Annotated in this window: 23 protein-coding genes, 1 pseudogene and 1 riboswitch; of the genes and pseudogenes, 7 read left to right on the top strand and 17 right to left on the bottom strand. The window is 69.5% G+C overall.

Features of this window, described 5'->3' with window-relative positions:
* Positions 1–171 precede the first annotated feature (171 nt).
* The 3 genes from AB0M87_RS24230 to AB0M87_RS24220 form a co-directional block, all read right to left on the bottom strand.
* Positions 172–1,557 (bottom strand): NAD(P)/FAD-dependent oxidoreductase, encoded by a 1,386-nt coding sequence (locus AB0M87_RS24230; RefSeq protein ID WP_365856266.1) that lies wholly within the window; start codon positions 1,555–1,557, stop codon positions 172–174.
* 344 nt (positions 1,558–1,901) lie between these two features.
* Complete coding sequence (locus AB0M87_RS24225) at positions 1,902–2,819, bottom strand: Ppx/GppA phosphatase family protein (protein WP_365856264.1); 918 nt, start codon at positions 2,817–2,819, stop codon at positions 1,902–1,904.
* A 154-nt stretch (positions 2,820–2,973) separates the two neighbouring features.
* Positions 2,974–3,822: a class I SAM-dependent methyltransferase gene (locus AB0M87_RS24220; RefSeq protein WP_365856262.1), complete on the bottom strand. Its 849-nt coding sequence runs from the start codon at positions 3,820–3,822 to the stop codon at positions 2,974–2,976.
* A 47-nt stretch (positions 3,823–3,869) separates the two neighbouring features.
* Here AB0M87_RS24220 and AB0M87_RS24215 point away from each other — a divergent pair, with 47 nt between their 5' ends.
* Complete coding sequence (locus tag AB0M87_RS24215; protein WP_365856260.1) at positions 3,870–4,448, top strand: XRE family transcriptional regulator; 579 nt, start codon at positions 3,870–3,872, stop codon at positions 4,446–4,448.
* Between the two features lie 13 nt (positions 4,449–4,461).
* Here AB0M87_RS24215 and AB0M87_RS24210 read toward each other — a convergent pair whose 3' ends face one another.
* From AB0M87_RS24210 to AB0M87_RS24170, 9 genes are all read right to left on the bottom strand, one after another.
* Positions 4,462–4,989: a DUF501 domain-containing protein gene (locus AB0M87_RS24210; protein ID WP_365856258.1), complete on the bottom strand. Its 528-nt coding sequence runs from the start codon at positions 4,987–4,989 to the stop codon at positions 4,462–4,464.
* A 59-nt stretch (positions 4,990–5,048) separates the two neighbouring features.
* Positions 5,049–5,525, bottom strand: coding sequence for a septum formation initiator family protein (locus AB0M87_RS24205; RefSeq protein WP_365856256.1), 477 nt, complete (start codon positions 5,523–5,525; stop codon positions 5,049–5,051).
* A 135-nt stretch (positions 5,526–5,660) separates the two neighbouring features.
* On the bottom strand, positions 5,661–6,953 hold the full coding sequence (gene eno, locus AB0M87_RS24200; RefSeq protein ID WP_365856254.1) for a phosphopyruvate hydratase: 1,293 nt from the start codon (positions 6,951–6,953) through the stop codon (positions 5,661–5,663).
* 244 nt (positions 6,954–7,197) lie between these two features.
* Complete coding sequence (locus tag AB0M87_RS24195) at positions 7,198–7,884, bottom strand: transglycosylase family protein (RefSeq protein WP_365856252.1); 687 nt, start codon at positions 7,882–7,884, stop codon at positions 7,198–7,200.
* Positions 7,885–7,887: 3 nt separating this feature from the next.
* Positions 7,888–8,086, bottom strand: a riboswitch (cyclic di-AMP (ydaO/yuaA leader).
* 260 nt (positions 8,087–8,346) lie between these two features.
* On the bottom strand, positions 8,347–9,318 hold the full coding sequence (locus AB0M87_RS24190) for a transglycosylase family protein (RefSeq protein ID WP_365856250.1): 972 nt from the start codon (positions 9,316–9,318) through the stop codon (positions 8,347–8,349).
* Positions 9,319–9,482: 164 nt separating this feature from the next.
* Entirely contained in the window at positions 9,483–10,739 is a 1,257-nt protein-coding gene (locus AB0M87_RS24185) for a cytochrome P450 (RefSeq protein WP_365856248.1), read from the bottom strand.
* Positions 10,736–11,731: a nucleoside triphosphate pyrophosphohydrolase gene (locus AB0M87_RS24180; RefSeq protein ID WP_365856246.1), complete on the bottom strand. Its 996-nt coding sequence runs from the start codon at positions 11,729–11,731 to the stop codon at positions 10,736–10,738. The genes AB0M87_RS24185 and AB0M87_RS24180 overlap by 4 nt, the downstream gene beginning before the upstream one ends.
* Before the next feature lie 22 nt (positions 11,732–11,753).
* Entirely contained in the window at positions 11,754–12,404 is a 651-nt protein-coding gene (locus tag AB0M87_RS24175; RefSeq protein WP_365856244.1) for a SurA N-terminal domain-containing protein, read from the bottom strand.
* Positions 12,405–12,465: 61 nt separating this feature from the next.
* On the bottom strand, positions 12,466–12,897 hold the full coding sequence (locus AB0M87_RS24170; RefSeq protein WP_365856242.1) for a GtrA family protein: 432 nt from the start codon (positions 12,895–12,897) through the stop codon (positions 12,466–12,468).
* A gap of 4 nt (positions 12,898–12,901) precedes the next feature.
* On the opposite strand from AB0M87_RS24170, the gene AB0M87_RS24165 reads away from it, so the two are divergent.
* The 4 genes and pseudogenes from AB0M87_RS24165 (at position 12,902) to AB0M87_RS24150 (ending at position 15,568) form a co-directional block, all read left to right on the top strand.
* Positions 12,902–13,504 (top strand): GNAT family N-acetyltransferase, encoded by a 603-nt coding sequence (locus AB0M87_RS24165; protein ID WP_365856240.1) that lies wholly within the window; start codon positions 12,902–12,904, stop codon positions 13,502–13,504.
* Positions 13,390–13,629: pseudogene (locus AB0M87_RS24160) on the top strand (VapC toxin family PIN domain ribonuclease); the annotation flags it as partial. The gene AB0M87_RS24165 and the pseudogene AB0M87_RS24160, both read left to right, overlap by 115 nt.
* Before the next feature lie 71 nt (positions 13,630–13,700).
* Positions 13,701–14,333 carry a hypothetical protein gene (locus tag AB0M87_RS24155; RefSeq protein ID WP_365856238.1) on the top strand — a complete coding sequence of 211 codons (633 nt, stop codon included), beginning with the start codon at positions 13,701–13,703 and terminating at the stop codon, positions 14,331–14,333.
* Positions 14,334–14,536: 203 nt separating this feature from the next.
* The gene (locus AB0M87_RS24150; RefSeq protein ID WP_365856236.1) at positions 14,537–15,568 is read left to right on the top strand and encodes a glycoside hydrolase family 16 protein; all 1,032 of its coding nucleotides are present in this window, start codon (positions 14,537–14,539) and stop codon (positions 15,566–15,568) included.
* Between the two features lie 76 nt (positions 15,569–15,644).
* Here the strand turns inward: AB0M87_RS24150 and AB0M87_RS24145 are convergent, their stop codons facing one another.
* From AB0M87_RS24145 to AB0M87_RS24135, 3 genes are all read right to left on the bottom strand, one after another.
* Positions 15,645–16,085 carry a hypothetical protein gene (locus AB0M87_RS24145; protein WP_365856234.1) on the bottom strand — a complete coding sequence of 147 codons (441 nt, stop codon included), beginning with the start codon at positions 16,083–16,085 and terminating at the stop codon, positions 15,645–15,647.
* Positions 16,082–16,918 (bottom strand): glycoside hydrolase domain-containing protein, encoded by an 837-nt coding sequence (locus tag AB0M87_RS24140; protein WP_365856232.1) that lies wholly within the window; start codon positions 16,916–16,918, stop codon positions 16,082–16,084. Before AB0M87_RS24140 ends, AB0M87_RS24145 begins: the two co-directional genes overlap by 4 nt.
* Positions 16,919–17,178: 260 nt before the next feature.
* On the bottom strand, positions 17,179–17,823 hold the full coding sequence (locus tag AB0M87_RS24135) for an LAETG motif-containing sortase-dependent surface protein (RefSeq protein WP_365856230.1): 645 nt from the start codon (positions 17,821–17,823) through the stop codon (positions 17,179–17,181).
* A gap of 32 nt (positions 17,824–17,855) precedes the next feature.
* Between AB0M87_RS24135 and AB0M87_RS24130 the strand changes: the two genes are divergently transcribed.
* On the top strand, positions 17,856–18,215 hold the full coding sequence (locus AB0M87_RS24130) for a hypothetical protein (protein WP_365856228.1): 360 nt from the start codon (positions 17,856–17,858) through the stop codon (positions 18,213–18,215).
* A gap of 182 nt (positions 18,216–18,397) precedes the next feature.
* On the opposite strand, the gene AB0M87_RS24125 is transcribed toward AB0M87_RS24130, so the two are convergent.
* Together AB0M87_RS24125 and AB0M87_RS24120 are read right to left on the bottom strand one after the other, a co-directional pair.
* Positions 18,398–19,930: a protein kinase gene (locus AB0M87_RS24125; protein WP_365856226.1), complete on the bottom strand. Its 1,533-nt coding sequence runs from the start codon at positions 19,928–19,930 to the stop codon at positions 18,398–18,400.
* Positions 19,927–20,637, bottom strand: a complete 711-nt coding sequence (locus AB0M87_RS24120) for a hypothetical protein (protein ID WP_365856224.1) — start codon at positions 20,635–20,637, stop codon at positions 19,927–19,929. The genes AB0M87_RS24125 and AB0M87_RS24120 overlap by 4 nt, the downstream gene beginning before the upstream one ends.
* Positions 20,638–20,915: 278 nt before the next feature.
* On the opposite strand from AB0M87_RS24120, the gene AB0M87_RS24115 reads away from it, so the two are divergent.
* Positions 20,916–21,686: an HNH endonuclease family protein gene (locus AB0M87_RS24115; protein WP_365856222.1), complete on the top strand. Its 771-nt coding sequence runs from the start codon at positions 20,916–20,918 to the stop codon at positions 21,684–21,686.
* Positions 21,687–21,719: the final 33 nt, after the last annotated feature.

Below are 21,719 nucleotides of genomic sequence, written 5' to 3'. Positions count from 1 at the left end.
TCAACAGCAGGAGAACAACGAATACCTGCCCCTGAAGTCCCAATACCACATAACGGGTCCGTAAAATCCATGGTTAATACATGTACATTTCGCGCGGAACGCCGAAGGGGCCGCCCGCACCACGGATGGCGGACGGCCCCTTCGGAAGGAACCCGACTTGCTGACGCCGGGTCAGGAGGCCTTGGCCTTCTCACTCTCGGGCTTGACCGCGACCGGAGCCGGAGCGGGCTTGGCCGCCTCGTAGAACTCCTCGCGGGGGGTCTCCATGGCGCCCAGCGAGACCACCTCGCGCTTGAGGAACATCGCGAGGGTCCAGTCGGCGACGACGCGAATCTTGCGGTTCCAGGTCGGCACCGCCAGACCGTGGTAGCCCCGGTGCATGTACCAGGCGAGACGGCCCTTGAGCTTGATCTTCATCTTGCCCATGACGATCATCGCGACACCCTTGTGGAGGCCGAGGCCGGCCACCGCACCCTTGTTGGCGTGCTTGTAGGTGCCCTGCGGGAAGCCCCGCATGCCCGAGATGACGTTGTCGCCGAGGACCTTGGCCTGGCGCAGCGCGTGCTGGGCGTTCGGCGGGCACCAGGCGTTCTCGACGCCGGCCTCGCGGGCCGCCACGTCCGGGACCTGGGCGTTGTCGCCCGCGGCCCAGATGTAGTCGGTGCCCTGCACCTGGAGCTTCTCGGAGGTGTCCACGTGGCCACGGGGGCCGAGCGGCAGGCCGTAGCGGGCCAGCACCGGGTTGGGCTTGACGCCCGCGGTCCACACCAGGGTGTTGGAGTCGACCTCAAGGCCGTTGTTCAGGACCACATGGCCGTCGATGCAGGAGTCCATGCCGGTCTTGAGGTAGACCTCGATACCGCGGGACTCCAGGTGCTCCTTGCCGTACGCGCCGAGTTTCGGCCCGACCTCCGGAAGGATCTTGTCGGCCACATCGACCAGCACGAAGCGCATGTCCTCGCGCTTGACGTTGGTGTAGTACTTGGCCGCGTCCCGCGCCATGTCCTCGACCTCGCCGATGGTCTCCGCGCCTGCGAAGCCACCGCCGACGAAGACGAAGGTCAACGCCTTGCGGCGGACATCCTCGTCGTTCGTCGAGTCGGCCTTGTCGAGCTGCTCGAGCACGTGGTTGCGGAGACCGATGGCCTCCTCGACGCCCTTCATGCCGATGCCCTGCTCGGCGAGGCCGGGAATCGGGAAGGTACGGGAGACCGCGCCGAGCGCGATGACCAGGTAGTCGAACGGCAGCTCGTAGGCCTCGCCGACGAGCGGCGCGACCGTGGCGACCTTGCGGTCCTGGTCGATGGTGGTGACTCGGCCGGTGAGAACCTCAGCCTTGGGCAGCACGCGTCGCAGCGGGACGACGACATGCCGAGGCGAGATGCTGCCGGCAGCAGCTTCGGGGAGGAAGGGCTGGTACGTCATGTACGAGCGCGGGTCGACGACCGTGACGGTCGCCTCGCCGTAGCGCATCTTCTTCAGAATGCGACGAGCTGCGTACAGGCCTACGTACCCGCCTCCAACAACGAGGATCCTGGGACGCTCCGTGGTGCTCATGGCAACGAGTATCCACCTCATGGAGGGGGGTACCTCGTGCGCCCCTTCACAAGGTCGGGTGCCCTCTCTGCTACACTGCGCGGCTCGCTTCACGGAGGCCATCGCCTCACGGGGAAACCACAGCACCGGATACTCGCCGCCCACCCCTCCTGAGCTGGACCTCACCGCACCGGACCAACCGAACCACGGCCGGAGTTCATCCGTCCGTCACATACGTCGGGTAGTCCGGCCCGCCCGGCCCCGGGGCCTCTGGCCCCCCGTAAAGGACCAACGGCGGAAAAACTTCGGCCGCCGGGCCCCGATTCCTTGTGAAGAACTTCACGAACTTTCTCGGGCGGCCCCCGTCAGGCGATCGACCAAGCGATCCCGTCGAGGATGTCGTGCTCGCTCACGACCACTTCGCGGGCCCCCGTCCGCCGCATGACCTCGTGCAGAATCAGCGCCCCCGCGGTGATCACATCGACCCGCCCGGGGTGCATCACGGGGATCGCCGCGCGCTCCTCGTGGGTCGAGGAGAGCAGCATGGCGGCGACCTCGCCCACCCGCTCGGCGGTGATCCGCGAGTGGTGGATGGCTGCGGAGTCGTACGCGTCGAGGTCCAGCGCGATGCCGCCGACGGTGGTCACCGATCCGGCGAGCCCGACGAGCGTACGATCCTCGGTCAGCGGGACGGTCTCCTCCGCCAGGTCGAGCGCGGCGGCGATGTCGGCCCGGATCGCGGTGATCTCGCCGAGGGTCAGCGGGTCGTGCCGGACGTGCCGCTCGGTGAGCCGCACGCACCCGATGTCCACGGACCGGGCGGCGCCCGCGTGTTCCTCACCGACGACGAACTCGGTCGATCCACCGCCGATATCCACGACCAGATAGCTGCCGCCCCGGCCCGCGAGCTCCCGAGTGGCCCCGGTGAACGAGAACTCGGCCTCCTGGTCCCCCGTGATCACCTCCGGATCGACGCCGAGGATGTCCACCACGCCGCGGACGAACTCGTCGCGGTTCTCGGCGTCCCGGGAGGCGGATGTGGCGACGAAGCGGGTGCGCAGGGCGCCGTGCGCCTTGATCACCTCGGCGTACTCCTTGCAGGCGGCGAACGTCCGCTCCAGTGCTTCCGGGGCGAGCCGTCCGGTCCTGTCGACGTCCTGGCCGAGCCGGACGATGGTCATCCGCCGGTCGAGGTCGGTGAGCTCACCGGTTGCCGGATCGGCGTCCGCGACAAGCAGCCGGATGGAGTTCGTACCGCAGTCGATCGCGGCAACGCGGGTCATAAGGGGTTCCTCTCCGCTACCCGGGCCCGCCCCCGGTGGTCGGGGGCAACCCAGGGACGACCGGCCCGCTCGAGCGCGGGCCGCGCCGTCCCTGCCTCAATCATGACCTCCATCGCCACCGGCTACCGCCGGGAGGCCCCCGGCCGCCGCAGGATCACGGGCGGCGGGCGGCCCAGGTGGTGCGGGCGGAGCGGACGGTGAGGTCCTGGCGCCGCAGGATGCTGTGCCGGCCGTCGCCGTCCAGCAGGGTGTCGAGCGCGACCAGGTCGGTTTCGGACAACCGGCCGTCCGCGTGGGAGCGCAGTATGCGCAGGGATGCCTGCGCATAGCGGCCGGCGGCCGCCGGCAGCGGGGCGCGCAGATCGATGGCAAAGGGCCGCCGCTCTTCCAGATGGAAGCCGGCTCGGGTGAGGTGGTCCGTCCAGTCGACGGCGGGACGGTCGTTCAGTGCCGCGTGCAGACGGGCCTCGACAGCGCCCTGCACTGTGTCGTCGGGCAGGAAGCGGGGGAAGAAGTCCATCTCGGTCACCGCCAGCAGGCCATCTGGCCGCAGCGCGTCGAAGGCCCGGGCCAGCGCCCGGTCAGGATCGGCCAGGTGGTGCAGCGAGGAGGCCGCCCACACCAGGTCGGCCGGCCCGAGGCCGGGCCAGTCGGCGTCCAGGTCCGCCCGGACGGTGTCGAGCCGGTCCGCCAGGCCCAGGGCGTGAGCCTTCTTCGAGAGGTGGTGCAACATCTGGGGAGACACGTCCAGGGCGCTGGCCCCGGCCTGCGGGAAGCGCTTCAGCAGGGCGAGCGTGCCCGTCCCGGTTCCGCTGCCCAGGTCGAGGATGCGACTGGGTGCCGGGGTGGCGAGCTCCGCCAGCCAACCGGTCAGCTCGTCGAGGTGGGCGTGCAGAACCTCGGCGTCGAGATCCAGGAGCTCCGCCATGGCGAAGGTGCCGGCGCCTGCCGGCTCGTGATCCCGGTGGGTGCCGTGCATGCCCGTGCTGTTCGCGTCGTTCATACGCCGACGCTAACGCCGCCATGCCGGCACGGCATACACTCTTGCGTATGGCGCAAGAAAGCGATCTGGACAGCACCGTCCGCCTGCGCATCCGGGGACTGCGGCAGGCTCGCGGCTGGTCCTTGGACAACCTGGCCGAGCGCGCCTTCCTCAGTCCCTCCACGCTGAGCCGGATCGAGACCGGGCACCGGCGCATCAGCCTCGACCAGCTGACCTCACTGGCCCGCGCGCTGGGTACGTCCCTCGATCAGCTGGTGGCGTCCGTCGACGATGACGACATCGTGATCCGGCCCCAGCGCGACGAACAGCGCGGGGTGACCACCTGGCTGCTGAGCCGCGGGCCGGGGCCGTCCGGGGCCACCGTCGCCAAGATGCGCATCACCCAAGAAGCCCGCAGGGACGGGACCGATGAGCTCGGGGTGCACCCCGGCAAGGACTGGTTCACCGTCCTGTCGGGAACCGTCACGCTGCTGCTCGGCGAGCGCACCATCCACGTCGAGACGGGCCAGGCGGCCCAGTTCTCCACCATGATCCCGCACGCCATCAAAGCGCACGGCGGACCGGCGGAGATCCTGGTCATCCTCGACCACGACGGAGAGCGCAGCCACCTGCACCCTCCGGCCTGACCACCCGTGCCGCTCAGCCGTTCTCCGGGCAGGGCGTCACGCACGGGCCCTTCGCCCACCACTCCGGCAGCATCGCGATCGCCTCGTCCCCCAGCGGGTTGACCCCCGGACCGGCGGCCAGTGCGTGGCCGACCAGGACGTGCAGGCACTTCACCCGGTCCGGCATACCGCCGGCGCTGGGAAAGCCCTCGAGGACCTCGATCGCGTCCCGCCGGGCGATGTAGTCCTCGTGGGCTGCCCGATACGCGGCCGCCAACTCCGGGTCGGCGGCGAGGCGTTCGGTCATCTCCTTCATCACGCCGTTCGCTTCGAGCGTGCCGATCGCCGAAGCCGCCCGCGGGCACGTGAGGTAGTACGTGGTGGGGAACGGCGTGCCGTCCTCCAGGCGTGGCGCGGTTTCCACCACGTCGGGGTTTCCGCACGGGCAGCGGTGCGCGATCGCACGGAGGCCGCGCGGCGGGCGGCCCAGCTGCTGCTGGAACGCGGCGATGTCCACGTCGGTCGGCTCGGTGCGGTCGGTCTGCGGAGGGGGCGTTTCCATGGTGCCTTGAATCCAGATCTACTTGTGAGGGTGTCAGGCGGGCGCCTACCGGAAGCCGGTCACCGGTCGCCGGCCCGGTCCGCGGTGTCCACGCCGTCCCAGAGGTTGGTGTACCAGGGCCGGTCCGTGGCCCCCCGGTCCCGCGGCGCCCGCTTGCGCGCGTCCGGGTCGATGACGGTGTAACTCGTCTCCCCCGGCCGTACGTAATGCAGATGTTCACGGGCCAGCCGCTCCACGTACGCGTCGTCCTGCAGCCGCGCCTTCTCGTCCCGCAACTGCTCGACCCGGGCCTTCGCGTCGCGCACCTGCTGCCGCTGGTCGGCGATGTCGTTGCGCTGCGAGACGTACTGCCGCATCGGATAGGCGAGGGCGACGACCAGCGTGCAGAGCACCATCAGCAGTATCGCCGCCCGGCCGGTCAGCCGCGGGCGGCGGGCCTGACGCCTGGACTGGGAGCGGTAGACCCGGGCGGCGGTCTGCTCGCCCAGCACTTTCAGCCTGGTCGCGGTCGAGAACCGGTCCCGGTCCCCTGCCATGCCGCCTCCCCGTATACGCACGCACGTCCGTCCCCGGACACGGTACGGGACCGCGTACGAGGACGGCTGCACTGCGCTGCGCCTTTGCTGCTTATTCAGTTCTTTTTGGGTGATTCGGCATCAGCCCCGCGGCGCTCAGCTGTTCGTGCGAAACCGCGGGAAGGCCGACCGGCCCGCGTACACCGCGGCGTCGTCGAGGATCTCCTCGATGCGCAGCAGCTGGTTGTACTTGGCGACGCGCTCGGAGCGGGCCGGGGCGCCGGTCTTGATCTGGCCGCAGTTGGTGGCGACGGCCAGGTCGGCGATGGTGACGTCCTCGGTCTCACCGGAGCGGTGGGACATCATGCACTTGAAGCCGTTGCGCTGGGCCAGTTCGACGGCGTCCAGCGTCTCGGTCAGCGAACCGATCTGGTTGACCTTGACGAGCAGCGCGTTGGCCGAGTCCTCCTCGATGCCACGCGCCAGCCGCTCGGGGTTGGTGACGAAGAGGTCGTCGCCGACGATCTGGATCTTGGATCCCAGCTTCTCGGTGAGGACGTGCCAGCCGGCCCAGTCGTCCTCGAACAGCGGGTCCTCGATGGAGACCAGCGGATACGAGGCGACGAGCTCCTCGTAGTACTCGGTCATCTCGGCGGCCGAACGGGACTTGCCCTCGAACTCGTACGAGCCGTCCTTGTAGAACTCGGACGCGGCGACGTCCAGCGCGAGCGCGATGTCCTTGCCCGGGACGTAACCGGCCTCGGTGATGGCCTCGAGGATGAGGTCGAGCGCGGCCCGGTTCGAATCGAGGTTCGGCGCGAAGCCGCCCTCGTCGCCGAGGCCGGTCGCCAGACCCTTGGCCTTCAGGACCTTCTTCAGCGTGTGGTAGACCTCGGCGCCCCAGCGCAGCGCCTCGGAGAAGGACTCGGCGCCGATCGGCGCGATCATGAACTCCTGGATGTCGACGTTGGAGTCGGCGTGCGACCCACCGTTGAGGATGTTCATCATCGGCACCGGCAGCAGGTGCGCGTTCGGGCCACCGAGGTAGCGGAAGAGCGGCAGGTCCGACGCCTCGGAGGCGGCGTGTGCCACGGCGAGCGAAACGCCGAGGATCGCGTTCGCGCCCAGCGAGCCCTTGTTGTCGGTCGCGTCCAGGTCGAACATCGCCTGGTCGATGAGGCGCTGCTCGGTCGCGTCGTAACCGACGAGCTCCGGGCCGATCTGCTCGATGACGGCGAGGACGGCCTTTTCGACACCCTTGCCCTGGTAACGGTTGGGGTCACCGTCACGAAGCTCGATGGCCTCGAAGGCACCGGTGGAGGCGCCGGACGGAACTGCAGCACGACCCGTGCTGCCGTCGTCGAGGCCGACCTCGACCTCGACCGTGGGGTTACCTCGGGAGTCCAGGATTTCCCGGGCTACGACGACGTCGATGGACGGCACGAGCATCTCCTTCTGGGATGTGACGCTATGGGTGCAGGGTCTCTTTGGCCTTGCGACATGAGCCTAACCGGCCCGCGGCCCCCGACCGGCCGGGCGCCCGGCCCCTGGGACGAAAAAGCGCCCAAAAGACCTTATTACTACCCGAAGCTCGGCAAATATACTTGCTGGTAACCGAACTGACCGAAAGAAACCCCGGTCCGGCGCGTACGGGGGAGTCGCGCCGGACCGGGGTGCTCAGGGGGAGCCGGGATCAGCTCAGGTGCAGCTGCTGACCCGGGAAGATCAGGTCGGCGTCCTGCACGATGTCCTTGTTCAGGTGGTAGAGCTTCTCCCAGCCGCCGGAAAGGTGCTGGGACTTGGCGATCCGGGCGAGCGTGTCGCCGGCCTTGACCTTGTACTCGCCGTCGCCCTTCTTGATCTTCGCCGGGGCGGCGTGCTTCGCGGGGGCCTTACGGGCCTCGCTGCGCGAAGCGGACTGCGCGTTGCTGTGGGTCTCCTGCTGCGGAGCGGTCTTCGAACCAGCGCTCGCACCGGACGGGTTCACGCCCGGGTCCACACCATCGTTGGTCAGGCCGCCGGCACCCGCGCAGGACCAGGCACCCGGGCCCTGCATGTCGAGCAGCTTCTCGGCGACGGCGATCTGCTGGTCCTTGGTGGCGAGGTCGGCGCGCGGGGCGTACTTCGTACCACCGGCGGCGGCCCAGCTGGAGTTCGAGAACTGCAGGCCACCGTAGTAGCCGTTGCCCGTGTTGATCGACCAGTTGCCGCCGGACTCGCACTGGGCGACAGCGTCCCAGGTGGAGACGGAAGCGGCCGAAGCGGAGGTCGCGCCCAGCAGCGGTACGGCCACGGCGGCACCGGTGACGCCGGCAAGCGTGGCGTAGCGGACGGCCTTGGACGGGCGGCGGTGCTTGGACTTGCTGGCAGAAAAGAGCATGACGTATCTCCTCACCGACGCCTACGAGGTGAGCTGTCGGGTTCGGGCCAATGAGTTGCCCGGCTGCGCTACCTGCGCACAGCTTCACCCCAAGCCGTTTCCGTCCGTCCCGTCCCGGATTCCGATGATTCGGACTCCGCGTGGGCGGCCGGACCCGGCGCTTACCTGGGTCCCCCGCTCCTGCCTACGGCGCGTTACGCGTCGACTGTGTCTTCCCCCGACCGATGGCAGGATTCGGCGTGACGATCGAGGGTGCCCGCGGTGCGAGCGGTTCTGACCGAAACACAAATCCCTCCGATATTCAAAGATGAACATCGGAGGGAGTGCACGGCGCGTCGCACCTGTGCAGAAGGCATTTCCGCAGGTGAGGCGCGGCATGGGCGGCGCAGTCGGCCCGGACATTCGTAGCGACGGACGAGAGCCATGTCTCACCGCCGCCAAAACCGGACATAGTCGGATCAACTAGCCCTGTTTCGGGCTGAGATCAAGGGCCTGGCCAGGGAGGATGAGGTCCGGATCGCCACCGATCGTGCGGTGGTTCGCGGCATACAGCGCGGGCCATCCGCCGGGCAGATCGTGTGCATCCGCAATTGCCGAGAGATTGTCACCCGGGCGGACGGTATAGCTGTCGTCCGAACGAGCGTCGCCGCGTGTCGGGCTTTCGGACCGCGACGCGTGCCGGCCGTTGTCGTCGCCCGCCCGGGCGTCGTGCGACGGCTCGTTGGCCTCGTCGCCGCGGTGCTTGCCGGTGGTTGCGCTCCGTGAGGGCGCCGGCGTGCCCGTCGAGGCCGACGCCGGGTCGGAGGGCGTCGCGGAGTCGGTGGGCTCGGGGGAGTCGGCATCCGATGACCGCCGGCTGCCGGCCGCGTCCGAGCCGGAACCCGAACCGGAGTCGGCGGCGGGGTCGGTGGCGGCGGCCGTCGGCGCATCGGACGGCGAGGCCGAACTGGTGTCCGAGCCCGCATCGGAGCCCGTGTGCGCACCGTCGACCGAGTCCGACGGTGTCGCGGAGGCCGACGCATCGTCCGAGGCTTCGTCCGAGGCTTCGTCCGACGGCGTAGGGCTCGCGGTGTCCGGAACGCCCGGGTCCACCGTTGCCGTGGCGGCGTCGTCCTTCGTCAGGCCGGAGACGGTCGCGCAGCTGAGCCAGGGCTTGGCGCCCTCAGCCGCGTAGACCTTCTCGGCCACGGCTATCTGCTGGGAGCGGCTGGCGAGGTCCGGCCGGGACGCGTACTGCCCACCGCCGTACTGGTCCCAGGTGTCCTGCGAGAACTGCAGGCCGCCGTAGTAGCCGTTGCCGAGGTCGGCGCTCCAGATGCCGCCGGTCTCGCAGAGCGCGACGCGGTCCCAGGTGGTGGCATCGGCTGCGTGTGCGCCGGCTGCGCCCAGCAGCGGAATGGCGATGGCGGATCCCGTAACTCCTGCCGCTACCACGATGGCTGGAGCCTGACGGGGGCGTCGGTGCCGACCGTTCCCGGTGCGCATGCGGTGGCCTTCCGTGTGACGGATGATTCGAACGGTGAACGTAGCCGTAGTCGAATGCCCATCACAAGTCGATGCAGCGCAGATCACGTGAAAGTCACAGTATTGACGGCGAGTCAGTACGCATGACGGTCGAACTCCACCGGTAGCGTGCGCAATCCCCGCATGATGAGTCCACCGCGCCAGCGCAAATCGGCCGGATCCACCGCAAGCCGTATATCCGGCAGCCGCCGCAACAAGGTGGCGAGAGCGGTCTGCGCCTCCAGCCGGGCCAGCGGGGCGCCCAGACAGTAATGAATGCCGTGCCCGTAACCGAGATGCTGATTGTCGACGCGCGCGAGGTCGAGCGTGTCCGGTTCGGTGAAGCGCTCGGGATCCCGGTCGGCGGCCGCCAGCACGACCAGCACCGGATCGCCCTCGGCCACCTCCTGGCCGCCCAGGGTCAGCCGCTCGGTGGCGAACCGCCAGGTGGCGAGCTCAACGGGCCCGTCATAGCGGAGTAGTTCCTCGACCCCGGTGGCCAGCAGCTCGGTCTCGCCGGCGGCGAGTGACTCCTGAAGCCGCGCGCGCTGGTCCGGGTTGCGCAGCAGCGCGTACACGCCGTTGCCGATGAGGTTGACGGTCGTCTCGAAACCGGCGAAGAGCAGGATGAACGCCATCGCGGCGGCCTCGTTCTCCGTCAGATGCTCGCCGCCGTCGCTCGCCCGGATCAGCCCGGAAATGAGGTCGTCGCCCAGGTTCTCCCTTTTGCGGTGGATGAGCTCCGCGAGATAGCTGCGCATCTTCTTCACCGAGCGGGCCACACCACCGCGCGGGCCGCCGCCCTGGCCCGCTTTCGTATGGCGCAGCATCATTCCGGCCCAGTCGCGGAATTCGTCCTGGTCCTCCCGCGGCACACCCAGCAGATCGCAGATCGCATAAATAGGGAGAGGGAAAGCGAACTCATGGATGAGGTCGGCCTCTCCCTTTTCCACGAACGCGTCGATCAGCTGATCCGTCAGCTCCTGCACCCGCGGCGCGAACCGCGCCACCGTGCGCGGGGTGAACGCCTTCGACACCAGCCGCCGCAGCCGGGTGTGATCCGGCGGATCGATGTTCAGCAGATGCGTCATCAACTCCGCCTTGCGTTCCCCCGGGATGCCGGTCTTGCCCTTGGCGTGCGGGGACGCGGCGTGGTGCGCCGGGTTCTTCGACAGCCGGGGCTCGGCCAGGGCGGTCCGGGCGTCCTGGTAGCGCGTCACCAGCCAGGCTTCGACCCCGCTGGGCAGCGCCGCCAGGTGCACCGGCGCGTTCTCCCGCAACCAGGCGTACGCGGGGTACGGATCGGTGGCGAACTCCCAGGTGAACAGCTCGGGCTGGGGTCCTGCCGTCACCTGCCGGCCCCTTCCGCGGCCAGGATCGCGTCCCGGTACGCCCGCGCCGCGGCCCGTAGAGCGGCCTCCGGGTCGGTGCCCGCGGCCTCGGCCCGCACCGTCATCGCGAGCAGCCGGTAACCGACGGACTCCCCCTCCGGCAGCGGAACCTCCAGGCCACCGCCGCGAACCCGGGACGCCAGCTTGGCGGCCAGCGCCAGCGCGGGCTGACCGACCGGCACCCCCTCGGTCACCGAGTCACGCTGCTTCTCGGCCGCCTTCGTACGGTTCCAGTGTGCGTGCACGTCCTCCGCGGTCTCCGCGGTCTCGTCACCGAAGATGTGCGGGTGGCGGTGGATCAGCTTCTCGACGAGGCCGCCGGCCACATCGTCGATCGAGAAGGGCTCCTCCGCGTCCTCCTGCGCGATCCGCGCGTGGAAGACGACCTGCAGCAGCACATCGCCCAGTTCCTCGCGGAGTTCCTCCCGGTCACCGGCCTCGATCGCCTCAACGAGTTCGTACGCCTCCTCGATGAGGTACTTGGCGAGCCCCTGGTGCGTCTGCTGCGACGTCCACGGGCACTCGCGGCGGACCCGGTCCATCACCTGCACCAGGTCCAGCAGTCGCGCGCCCGGCAGGTCGTACGAACCGGGCAGCAGCTCCAGATCCGGCATGCGCACCCGGCCGCTGCCGGCCAGCCGGGCCAGACCGTCGGTCAGCCGCCGGTCGCCCTCGCCCGAGAGGACGACCACGACCGTACGCCCGCCCGCGCACTCCTCGACCAGGTGCTCCGCGTCGGGCGACACATGCTCGACGGTGACGCCGGCCTCGCGCAGGTACGGCAACTGGGCGTGCGCCTCGTCCGGACACAGCACCCGGTCGGCGGCGTGCAGCAGCTGCCAGGCGGGCCAGGACAGGAGCCCCGGCGCGACCCGGTGGCTGGTGGTGAGCAGCACGATCCGGCCGGAGCCGTCGGCCTGGTCGGCGGTGTCGGGGGCGTTTTCAACGGTCACCCGTCGAAACTACCTCCCCCGGCTACGCGCCCGCCGATGCGGACTGTTGCTGGGTGACCTGGGTGATCCACGGAGCCTTGTACGGGCCGAGCTGGCTCTTCCTGGCGTCCCACACCCCGTACCGCGGATTGACGTCCACGCCCAGCGCCTTGGAAGCCTTCGTCATGGCCTGCAGCACGGCCGCCTGCCCGGCCGCGTTGCCCAGATCGGCGCCGAGCGCCCGGGCCAGCTTGTTCGCGGTGACCTGCTCCTGGAGCGCCTGGTCGATCTGACCGGGGGCGACACCGTTCTGCTCCAGATACACCTGCTGAAGCCGCGCCTCGCTGCCGGCCTGCTGCACGAGCTGCGCCCGCGCGTCCTGCACCTCCTTGCGACTGATCGTCGCACCGGCGTCCTTCGCCGCCCGGGCGAGCACCCGGTCGAAGATCATGTTGCCGAGCTTCATGCCGGTGAGGTTGTTACTACTCTTGATCATCTCAGCGGCCTGCGGCGACTTCTTCTGGGCCGCACGCACGTCCCTGACCTGTGCCTGAACGGCAGCGACCGTGATCCGCTCCTTGCCCACGACGGCGGCCGCTCCCGGATGGGCCTGGCTGCCGCAGGCAGCGAGCAGCGGGGACGCGACGGCAAGAACAGCGGATACGGAGAGCACAGTGCGACGGCGGCGGTGCAAAGGGGCCTCCTGGGGGGCGCGAGTTTGTGCCTCGGTTCACAAGACCTTGCGGGAAATGATGTTAGGCACTTGGCGTGGCGGGGGCCACTGGTTCGACCAACGATTCGGAGGCTTCCCGGTTGTCAGGACGGAGCATGATCGTCCGCGAGACGACAAATGTGATCGGAACGGCCGCCCCTGCCGCGATCAGCGGCGCGTAGTGACTACTGACGTTGCCGAGGCCCACCAGCAGGTACACCCCGCTCGTCGTGATCACGAAATTCGCCGCGTTGGTCAGCGGGAACAGCAGGAACTTCCGCCAGGTCGGCCGCACCCGGTAGGTGAACCTGGCATTGAGGAAGAACGACCCGATCATGCTGAGACAGAACGCCAGGGTGTGTGCGGCGAGATAGGGCAGCCCGGTGAGCAGCACCCGGTAGCACGCGTAGTACGTGGCGGTGTTCACCACGCCCACGCAGGCGAAGCGCACCATCTGCGCGAGGCGGCCGGTCATCTGCTTGCTCCCCAGGGATACGAGCCGCGCCGGTGGTCCGCCGGGGCCGCTCCACCGTGCCACTCAGCTCCGCCAGGCGGCAAGCAGATCCGCAGGGCTGAGGACGACGTCCGTGCGCACGCCGTCGGCAAGACCCGCCGGGCAGACGGCCAGCAGGGGCGCGGCGGCCGCCCTCGGTGGCCCCCGATCGCGTCATGAGCTCGAGCGGGAGATGCCCGAGATACCCGAACGGCGGCCTGGCCTTTTCGTGATCGATCTCGACGGAACGATGATCGGCATGGTCGAGCTCAAACGGCACGGCGCGGAGGGTGCGGGGCACGTCCGTTCGAATGTCGGGAAGTCCGAGCTCGGCTACCTGTTCCTGCCGGGGGCGTGGGGACGCGGGTACGGCACCGAGGCGTGCGCGGCAGCGCTCGGCTGGTTCGCCCACGCGCGTCCCGGCGAGCCGGTGGTGCTGTACACCCAGACCGCCAACGACCGCTCGATGCGCCTCGCGGCAAAGCGATGTGCCTGGTGCTGGCACCGTCCACGCCCGAAATCCTGGATTCCGCTCTCTCCGTGCGGGCAAGATACGGAGCCCTCGACCTGGATCTGGTCGATGCGGTGAACGTGGCTCTGGCTGCCGAGTACGAGACGGACGCCGTCCTGACCCGGGACATCCGCGATTTCCGGACCGTCAGGCCGTTGGGAGGCAGGCGCACGCATTTCCGGATCCTGCCCGACGATCTCTGACCGAGCGGGATGATGCTCTGCCGGGCAAGAATCGACAGACCACTCCCGTGAGCGATCGAGGAGCGCGAGCAATGACGCATTTGGACGCGCGGCCACTGATGTTCGTCATTTCCGGCCCCAGCGGCGCCGGTAAGGGAACGGCGCTGCGGTTCCTCACCGGGGCGCCCCTGCTCCAGCGGGTCCCCACGTACACCACCCGGCAGCCGCGCACGCACGAGAAACCCGGGACGGACTACATCTTCGTGGGCGAGGACGAGTTCTTCCGGCTGCACCACGAGGGAACGATCTTCGAGTACACCCGGACGTACTCCGCCAGCTACTACGGCTCTCCGCAGCGGCTGCTCGCCGACGACCAGGCCGATCCGCTGCTGACCGAGCTCGACCCCGGCGGTTTCGTACGGGTGCGGGCCGCCTCCCGGCGCCGGGTGATCGGCATCTTCGTGACCACCACCTCCGAGGACGAACTGCGGCAGCGGCTGCACCGCCGCGGGCAGGGTGACGAGGCCAACCAGCGGCTGCGCATCCGCACCGATCAGCTCACCTGGGCCTGGGTGTACGACTACGTGCTCGTCAACGAGGACCGCGGACAGTTCCTGCGCGACCTGGAGACGGTGGTACGGAGCGAGATCCTCCGGTCGGACGGAGCGCGCAGGATGCTGGAGCTGAAGGCCGAGTCGAACCCGACGCTGCGGGACAGCGACTGAGCCGGCGCGGGCGATGGGGGCGACCCGTCCGACCTGCGAGTGATGACCAAAAGCTTGACGTGGACCAGTCAGAGTTGTAGACAACAAGCCTCTTTGAGAGCGCTCTCAACGAGAAGTCGGCCTCCCCGTCATGCGCCCGCTGCCGTACCCCCCACCGCACCCCCCACCGTGCACGGGCGCATCCCCCACCTCAGGAGCACCGTATGCACCTCGGACAGACACCGGAGCAGGAACGGATACCCAGCCAGGGAAGTGGCGGCACCCACCGGTCGCGGCGGTCACGGGCGCGGATCACGCTCGCCGCGCTGGCGGTCGGCGCGCTGGCCGCGGCAGGCCTGGGGGTCATCGCGGCGCCCGGCGGCGCGGCCACCCCGACGGCCGCCGCCGTGAAGGCCGCCGCGGCGCAGAGCGAAGTGCCGGCGCCGCCCGCCGGTTTCACCACCACCTGGAGCGACGACTTCAACGGCGCGTCGGGCACCGGGCTGGAGACCGGCACCTGGAAGTACGACACCGGGCCGGGCAGCAGCTTCGGCACGGGTGAGATCGAGACGATGACCGACTCCACCGCGAACGTCTTCCACGACGGAAACGGCCACCTCGTCCTGCGCGCCAACCACACCGGCGGCGACCCGGCAGCGGGCTGGACCTCCGGACGGGTCGAGACCCAGGCGGCCACCTTCGGCGCCCCGGCCGGCGGGGTGGTCGAGATGGTGTCGTCCATCCAGCAACCCGACGTCAGCACCGCCAACGGCGCCGGATACTGGCCGGCCTTCTGGATGCTGGGCTCCACGCTGCGCACCGGCACCACCTGGCCGACCTCCGGCGAGGTGGACATCATGGAGGACATCAACGGCCGCAGTTCGGTCTTCGGCACCTTGCACTGCGGTACCAACCCGGGCGGCCCCTGCAACGAGAGCACCGGCATCGGCAGCGGCGAACACGCCTGCGCCGGCTGCCAGAGCGGCTACCACACGTACGCCGTGCAGATCGACCGCTCGGTCTCGCCGGAGCAGATCCGCTATTACCTCGACGGCAAGCAGTACTTCAGCATCGACTCCACGAAGGTCGACGCTGCGACCTGGTCGAGCGCCGTCGACCACCCGTTCTTCATCATCTACGACCTCGCCATGGGCGGCGGCTTCCCCAACGCGTTCGGCGGCGGCCCCAACGCGGCCACGGTGTCCGGCGGCCGGATGAACGTCGACTACGTCGCCGTCTACAACAAGGCGCCGTAGCAGCACCGGGCACAGGCGGAGGAGGGGCGGTCCACCAGGACCGCCCCTCCTCCGTGCCACACCGCGCGGCAGCCGCTCAGGCACCGACCGGGAGCCTGGTGACGAGCTCACGGCCGTCGGCCTTGAAGGCGGGCGGGAAGACCAACTTCAGGCCGTCGGTCTCACCTTGCACGGTGATGACCGTCTTCAGGCCGAGACCGAGCAGCGCCTTGGTCAGCGGCGCCGCGGCGAGCAGCCCCCGCTCCAGCGACATCAGGGGCTTTCCCGGCTTGCCGCTCGTGGTGGCGCCGTCGAGAAAGAGCAACCGCCGGTCCGTCAGGGCCAGATACATCGGCCGCGGCTGGACGGTGGCGATGACGGTGCCCGCGCTGAGCACCCCGACCAGTGCGCTGGTGAGCACCTGGCGCTTCACCGATACGGTTCCGACCTTGGCCAGACCGGTGAACTCGATCTGCTCGCCCGCGATGAGGAGTGTGGTGGCGGCGTCCAGGACCTGGCGTCTCCGACGGCTGTTCATGACGCCACGATCGCGACCGGCGCGTCCCACGCGTCGCGGTCGATGGTGAGGGTGCCCCCGGTGTGGGTGACCTTCTTGTTGACGGCGTACTGATGTCCGCGGCGGTGCCCGGTGTACAGCGTCGAGGCGTACGGGAAGCCCTTGGTGGTCGAGTAGACGTCGTCGTAGCGGGCGTACCAGAGAATCTCCGGCAGGTCCGTACGCGTCTTGGCGTTGGCGACGACGGCGGCGCTGGAGTTGCTGAAGCCGTAGAAACCGGACCAGTAGCCCTTGGCCTTGACGGTCTTGTCGAAGGACCGGATGTAGGAGAGGACGGTGTTCACGCAGGAGGTGTTCTTCGGGTCGAAGTACTCCATGTCGAGGTAGACCGGGCTGCCGGCCTTCATCCCGAGCGCCGACTCCTTCTTCACCGCGTCCGCGGCGTCGGCGGCGGCCAGCGAGGTGGCGTTCGACGCGGTCATCTTCTCCGGGTTGTTGCTGGTCTGGCAGGGCGGCTGCGCGCCCACGTACAGCGGGACCAGCTTCCAGCCGGTGGCGCTGACCGACTTCACCCAGGAGGCGGTGAGGTTCGGCTGGGCGCAGCCCCGGTTCTTCCCACCGACGTACACGGCGGCCCCGCGGTAGACCGACGTGGCGTACCAGCCCTTCATCGCGGTCAGCGACGGGGCGGTGCAGGTGTCGAAGACATGACCGGTGAAGATCTTCGGAGCGGGCCGGGTGACCGTGGTCGCGGTGGCGGCCTCGGCGGCGAACGCGCCACCGACCAGAACGGCCAGGCCCGCCACGGACATCCCGATATAACGCCGCTTTTTGGATATGCGGTGATTCGACACAGAGACCTCGACGGTTCTCGAAGAAGAAAAGAAGGGGGAGCCGAGCCGCGCGCATCGACAGCGGGCTCGGCGGCAGATCACAATCTCACGCCGAACCCCTGGTAGAACCCCTGGTGCAGGTGATGCGCGAATATATTGCGGAAGTTTGGTGAATCCATTGCCGAACAGCCGCCCACGCGCGGACGGTTGCCAGACAAAGCAGGGGCCGCACTCGTCGCGAGTGCGGCCCCTGCCTGCTCATACGGCTACCTGGTCACCGGTCAGGCGACGGGCCCGGTCTTGCGGCGGCGCACGACGAACAGCGCACCGGCACCGAGCACCACGGCGACGCCGCCCGCGATCCCGATGGTCGGCACCATGGACGACGAACCGGTCTCGGCGAGGCTGCCCTCGACCGGCACGGTGGTGGAGGTGTCGGGCTTCTTGGTCGGGACCGGAGCCTCGCCGCCCTCCTGCGGCTTGGTGCCACTGGTGTCAGTACCGGCGGCCACGATCCGGAACTTGTACGCCACGTCGTCGGAGCCCACACAGTCGTCGGCCCCGAGATAGATGCCCGCGCCGAGCGTGAAGCCGGCTCCGGCGGGGGCGGACGACGTGACGTTGATCCGCAGCGGGATGTTGACCTCGTAGTCCGGCTTCAGCTGCTCCGTCTCTCCGACGTAGCCGACCGCCCGGCCGTTCTCGCTGAGGTCCTCCCAGACGTTGGTCTGCGGGTTGAGGGCCTGCAGTGCGACCTTCTTGGACGCGAAGAAGTTCTCACCGTTCTTGTCCGGAGACGCTCCGGCGAAGAAGGCGACGCCCTTCGCGACCGCGTCCGAGGAGTTGTAGACGTTCAGCGTGAACTTGTGCCATCCGCTGCCTGCGGAGATCTTGCCCGGCAGGCCCGTCGAGCTGGGCTTTGTCACACGCCTTGGGCGGCTCGTCACCGCCGGGAGGCGTGCTCGCAGCGTCCGACGGGGTGCCTGACGGCGTGTCCTTCCCGGAAGGAGTCGACGCCGTCGTACTCGGCTTCCCGTCCTTGGACGGCGTGTCGTCTGAGGCTGTGTCGTTGCTCGACGTGTCGTCGGACGCCGTGTCGTCGGACGCCGTGTCGTCGGACGCCGTGTCCGGAGCCGTGGTGTCCACCGACTCGGAAGCGCTCGGGGATGTGCTCCCGCTCTCGGCCGGAGCCGAGTGCCCAAGAGCAGGGTCGTCGGCGGCGAACGCGGCCGGAGCCGCCAGGAGAGCGGCCGGTGCGATGGCAGCCGTCGCGGCAGCGACGGCTATGGCATGGCGAAGCTTCATGCAGACCTCGTAATGATGCGGCGTACCAGGTGGTGCGCCGTGCCGACGATGAAGGGCCCCTGGTGGATGTGGCGGCACACGGGCGGGGCTGTTGATTGCGCATGTGTGACCTGTGAAAGCTGTGAAAGGTTGCCGCATCTTTGCGCCGGCCTCATGTGGCGTGCACCACAACCGCCGACGAAGCCGGCCCGCGCCTCAGCCCCGCCGCATCTCGCGGTTCCGCAGCAGCGCCCGGCGCAGTTCCACCGGGAGCGGGTGGTGCGGGCCGTACAGGCGTTCCGTGTCGTAGAGCAGTTCCTCGAGCTGGCGGTGCGCCTCCGCGTGGTCGCCCAGGGCGAGCAGCAGGTGTCCGATGCGGTGGCGGATCTCGAAGGAGCGGGCCGGGTCGGTGCCGGTCGCGTACTGGTTCCTGTAGTACGGCAGCATCGCGCGGTATTCGGCCAGGGCGGCGGCCGCATCACCCAGCTGCTCGAGGCACTGCGCCGCGTCGAAGCGGAACTGCAGCGCCTGTTCGTCCGCGGTGCCCGACTCCGATGCGCGGATGTCGGTCAGTTTGCGCAGTTCGGGCAGGGCCCGGCGGTACTGGCCGTCGTCCATCAGAGTGGCCGCGTACTGCTTGCGCAGGATGCGGACCACGGGTGAACGCTCGCCGTGCTGCTCGGCCGCGGCCGGCAGTATGCCGCCGAGGATGTCGACGGCCTGGGTGATCCGGCCCTCCCCGAGCAGCTTCTTGACCTCGTCGACCGCGGCCGCCACATCCGGTTTGGCCGTCACCGGGGCCGGTTGCGCGGCGGGCGGGGTGGTGACGCGGTCGGGCCACGGCGCCTGCGGGCGCAGGAACGGGCGGGTCGGGTCCAGCGGGCCGGACGGCTGTCCGGAGCCCCGGGCCGGCAGCAGCGGTATGAGGTGTTCGTACACCTCTTGGGCGCTCGCCGGCCGGTGCTGCGGGTCCTTGGCCAGCAGGCGCAGTACGAGGTTCTCCAGCTGCGGGGGGACTTCCGGCCGGGCCCGGCGGACCGGCAGCGGCGGCTCGTACAGATGGCGGTGCAGCACACCCAGCGCGGTCGATCCGGCGAACGGCACGTCCCCGCTGAGGAGTTCGTGCAGGACCACGCCGAGGGCGTAGAGGTCGGTGTACGGGCCGACCGCGCCGCCCATCGCCTGCTCCGGGGCCATGTACGCCGGGGAACCGATGGGCGTACCGGTGTGGGTGAGGCGGGTGGTGTCGGTCTCGGTGTCGAGTACCGAGGCGACCCCGAGGTCGAGCACGGTGACCGTACCGTCCGGACGCACCATCACGTTGCGCGGCTTGAGGTCACGGTGCACGATCGGCACCGCATGCACGGCGGACAGCACCGCACACAACTGGGCGGCGACGGACACCGCCCAGGGCCAGGGGTACGGGGGGTGCTCGGCCAGGTGGTCGGCGAGGTCGGCGCCCTCGACGTGCTGCATGACGAGGTAGAGGTCCTCGTGGTCGCTGCCCGCGTCGTGCACGGTGACCAGACCGGGGTGATCGACCTGCGCGGTGACCCGGCACTCCCGCACGAAGCGGCGGCGCAACTCCTCGGCGTCGGCGGATCCCGCGACCCGGTCGGGGCGCAGCAGTTTCACCGCGACCCGGCGGTCCAGTCGCTTGTCGTACGCCGTCCAGACCTGACCCATGCCGCCCTGGCCGAGGATCGAAGCGAGCTCATAGCGCTCGGCGACGACGCGTCCACTGGTCAACGGCCCTCCCCCCGGCGTCCGTCGGTGTCCTTGCGCAGCAGGTCACTGAGCTCGTCGAGTTCGGCACGGACCTGGTCGATGCGATGCGCCGGCCGGTCCGCCGGAAGGGGCGGCTGCGGTTGCGGTAGCGACTGCGGCTGCGGTTGCGGTAGCGACTGCGGCTGCGGCTGCGGCTGCGGCTGCGGCTGCGGCTGGGCGTACGGAGCCTGTTGCGGAAACGGGGGCCGGGGCGCCTGCGGCTGCTGCCTCTGCGGGTGCGCCTGCGCGCCCGGGACCGGTGTCGGGGCCTGCGGCGGGTATCCGTAACCGACCTGCGGCTGCGTCGGGGCGCTGTACCCCGGCCGCGACGCGAAGTACGACGGGGCCGCCGCCCGCTGCCGCTGCAGGTCCCGTATGTCGAAGATGACGAAGTGGACGGCGCTGCCTGCCCCGAGCAGCAGGACACAGGACATGGCCACATCGGTCCCGTGGCTCGATTCGGGCAGCGAACCGACCACCGCGAAAGCGCCGATGGACACCGGCAGACTCAGCCAGGCGGCCGTCCAGTCGTACCAGCGTCCCCGCATCATCGCGATCCGGAACAGTGGGAGACAGGAGAGCAGGCCACAGGTCAGAAAGGCAGCGACGGCGAAGACCACGCGCAGAGCGATCCTGCTGCCCGCCCTCGACGAAGGCGGCGCAGGCGGCGCGGGGCTGGGGCCGAACATGGCTGCTCCTGGGACCTGGTGGGACGTGGATTCGAGCGTATACACCGACACCGACAACCGGTCATCGGTTGTACGGAACCGTTGTCCGACTGATCACATCAACTCACACCAGCGGGCCCGGGGGTCCCCCGGGTCACTCTGCCGCTGTCCGGCCGCACCACCGTCGGCGCCGACCGCCGGTACCCTCCAACGCCGCACGGCGGCATACTGGTGGAACTTGTGGCGCAGACACGACATGAGCGCCGGCTCCCACCGTCGACACCTCACCCTGGACCGCCGTGATACCTCCTCGTGCCACCCGCCGCACCCGCCCTCTCATACCGGTCGCCGTCCTGCTGACGGGCGCACTCGCGCTGGCCGGCTGCAAGGCTGATACCGGGCCTGCGGACTCGCACCCCGGGACCGCCTCCACGGCAACGGGAACCTCGCAATCGGGAACTGCGGCAGCGGGAACCGCGCTGCACGCCGTCGAACGTCTCCCCGTGAAGGGGCGGGCGCCCAAGACCGGCTACGAACGGGACAAGTTCGGCGCCGCCTGGGCCGATACCGACCACAACGGCTGCGGCACCAGGGACGACATCCTGGCCCATCAGCTCCGGTCGGTCACCCGGGCGTCGGACGGCTGCAAGGTACTGGGCGGCACGCTCGAGCCGGACCCCTACACCGGCACCCGCGTCCGTTACGTACGAGGGCACAGCAAGGTCGACATAGACCACCTCGTCGCTCTGTCGGACGCCTGGCAGAAGGGCGCGCAGCAGTGGGACGACGGCAAGCGGCGTGCTTTCGCCAACGACCCGCTCAATCTGGTCGCCGCCGATTCCTCCGCCAACCGCCAGAAGGGGGACGGCGACGCGGCGACCTGGCTGCCCGCCAACAGGTCCTACCGCTGCACCTATGTGGCGGGCCAGACGGCGGTCAAGAAGAAGTACGGGGTGTGGGTGACGCAGGCCGAGAAGGACGCAATGGGGCGGGTGCTGCAGGGCTGCCCGGACCTGAAGCTGCCGTCGGGCGGCAACCCCACCGAGGCGCCGGCCAAATCCACCGGCTGACGTGATCGCGCCGGTACCGGCGACACCGGCGGC

The sequence above is a fragment of the Streptomyces sp. NPDC051320 genome (genome assembly GCF_040682175.1).
Classification (GTDB): Bacteria; Actinomycetota; Actinomycetes; order Streptomycetales; family Streptomycetaceae; genus Streptomyces.
Note: the sequence above shows the minus strand (reverse complement) of the source record. Positions and strands in the feature narration are given on the sequence as shown.

Coding starts and splice junctions, on each gene's coding strand:
- AB0M87_RS24230 (WP_365856266.1), bottom strand. CDS start 1,557: ATGAGCACCACGGAGCGTCCCAGGATCCTCGTTGTTGGAGGCGGGTAC.
- AB0M87_RS24225 (WP_365856264.1), bottom strand. CDS start 2,819: ATGACCCGCGTTGCCGCGATCGACTGCGGTACGAACTCCATCCGGCTG.
- AB0M87_RS24220 (WP_365856262.1), bottom strand. CDS start 3,822: ATGAACGACGCGAACAGCACGGGCATGCACGGCACCCACCGGGATCAC.
- AB0M87_RS24215 (WP_365856260.1), top strand. CDS start 3,870: ATGGCGCAAGAAAGCGATCTGGACAGCACCGTCCGCCTGCGCATCCGG.
- AB0M87_RS24210 (WP_365856258.1), bottom strand. CDS start 4,989: ATGGAAACGCCCCCTCCGCAGACCGACCGCACCGAGCCGACCGACGTG.
- AB0M87_RS24205 (WP_365856256.1), bottom strand. CDS start 5,525: ATGGCAGGGGACCGGGACCGGTTCTCGACCGCGACCAGGCTGAAAGTG.
- eno (WP_365856254.1), bottom strand. CDS start 6,953: ATGCTCGTGCCGTCCATCGACGTCGTCGTAGCCCGGGAAATCCTGGAC.
- AB0M87_RS24195 (WP_365856252.1), bottom strand. CDS start 7,884: ATGCTCTTTTCTGCCAGCAAGTCCAAGCACCGCCGCCCGTCCAAGGCC.
- AB0M87_RS24170 (WP_365856242.1), bottom strand. CDS start 12,897: ATGACCGGCCGCCTCGCGCAGATGGTGCGCTTCGCCTGCGTGGGCGTG.
- AB0M87_RS24155 (WP_365856238.1), top strand. CDS start 13,701: ATGACGCATTTGGACGCGCGGCCACTGATGTTCGTCATTTCCGGCCCC.
- AB0M87_RS24150 (WP_365856236.1), top strand. CDS start 14,537: ATGCACCTCGGACAGACACCGGAGCAGGAACGGATACCCAGCCAGGGA.
- AB0M87_RS24145 (WP_365856234.1), bottom strand. CDS start 16,085: ATGAACAGCCGTCGGAGACGCCAGGTCCTGGACGCCGCCACCACACTC.
- AB0M87_RS24120 (WP_365856224.1), bottom strand. CDS start 20,637: ATGTTCGGCCCCAGCCCCGCGCCGCCTGCGCCGCCTTCGTCGAGGGCG.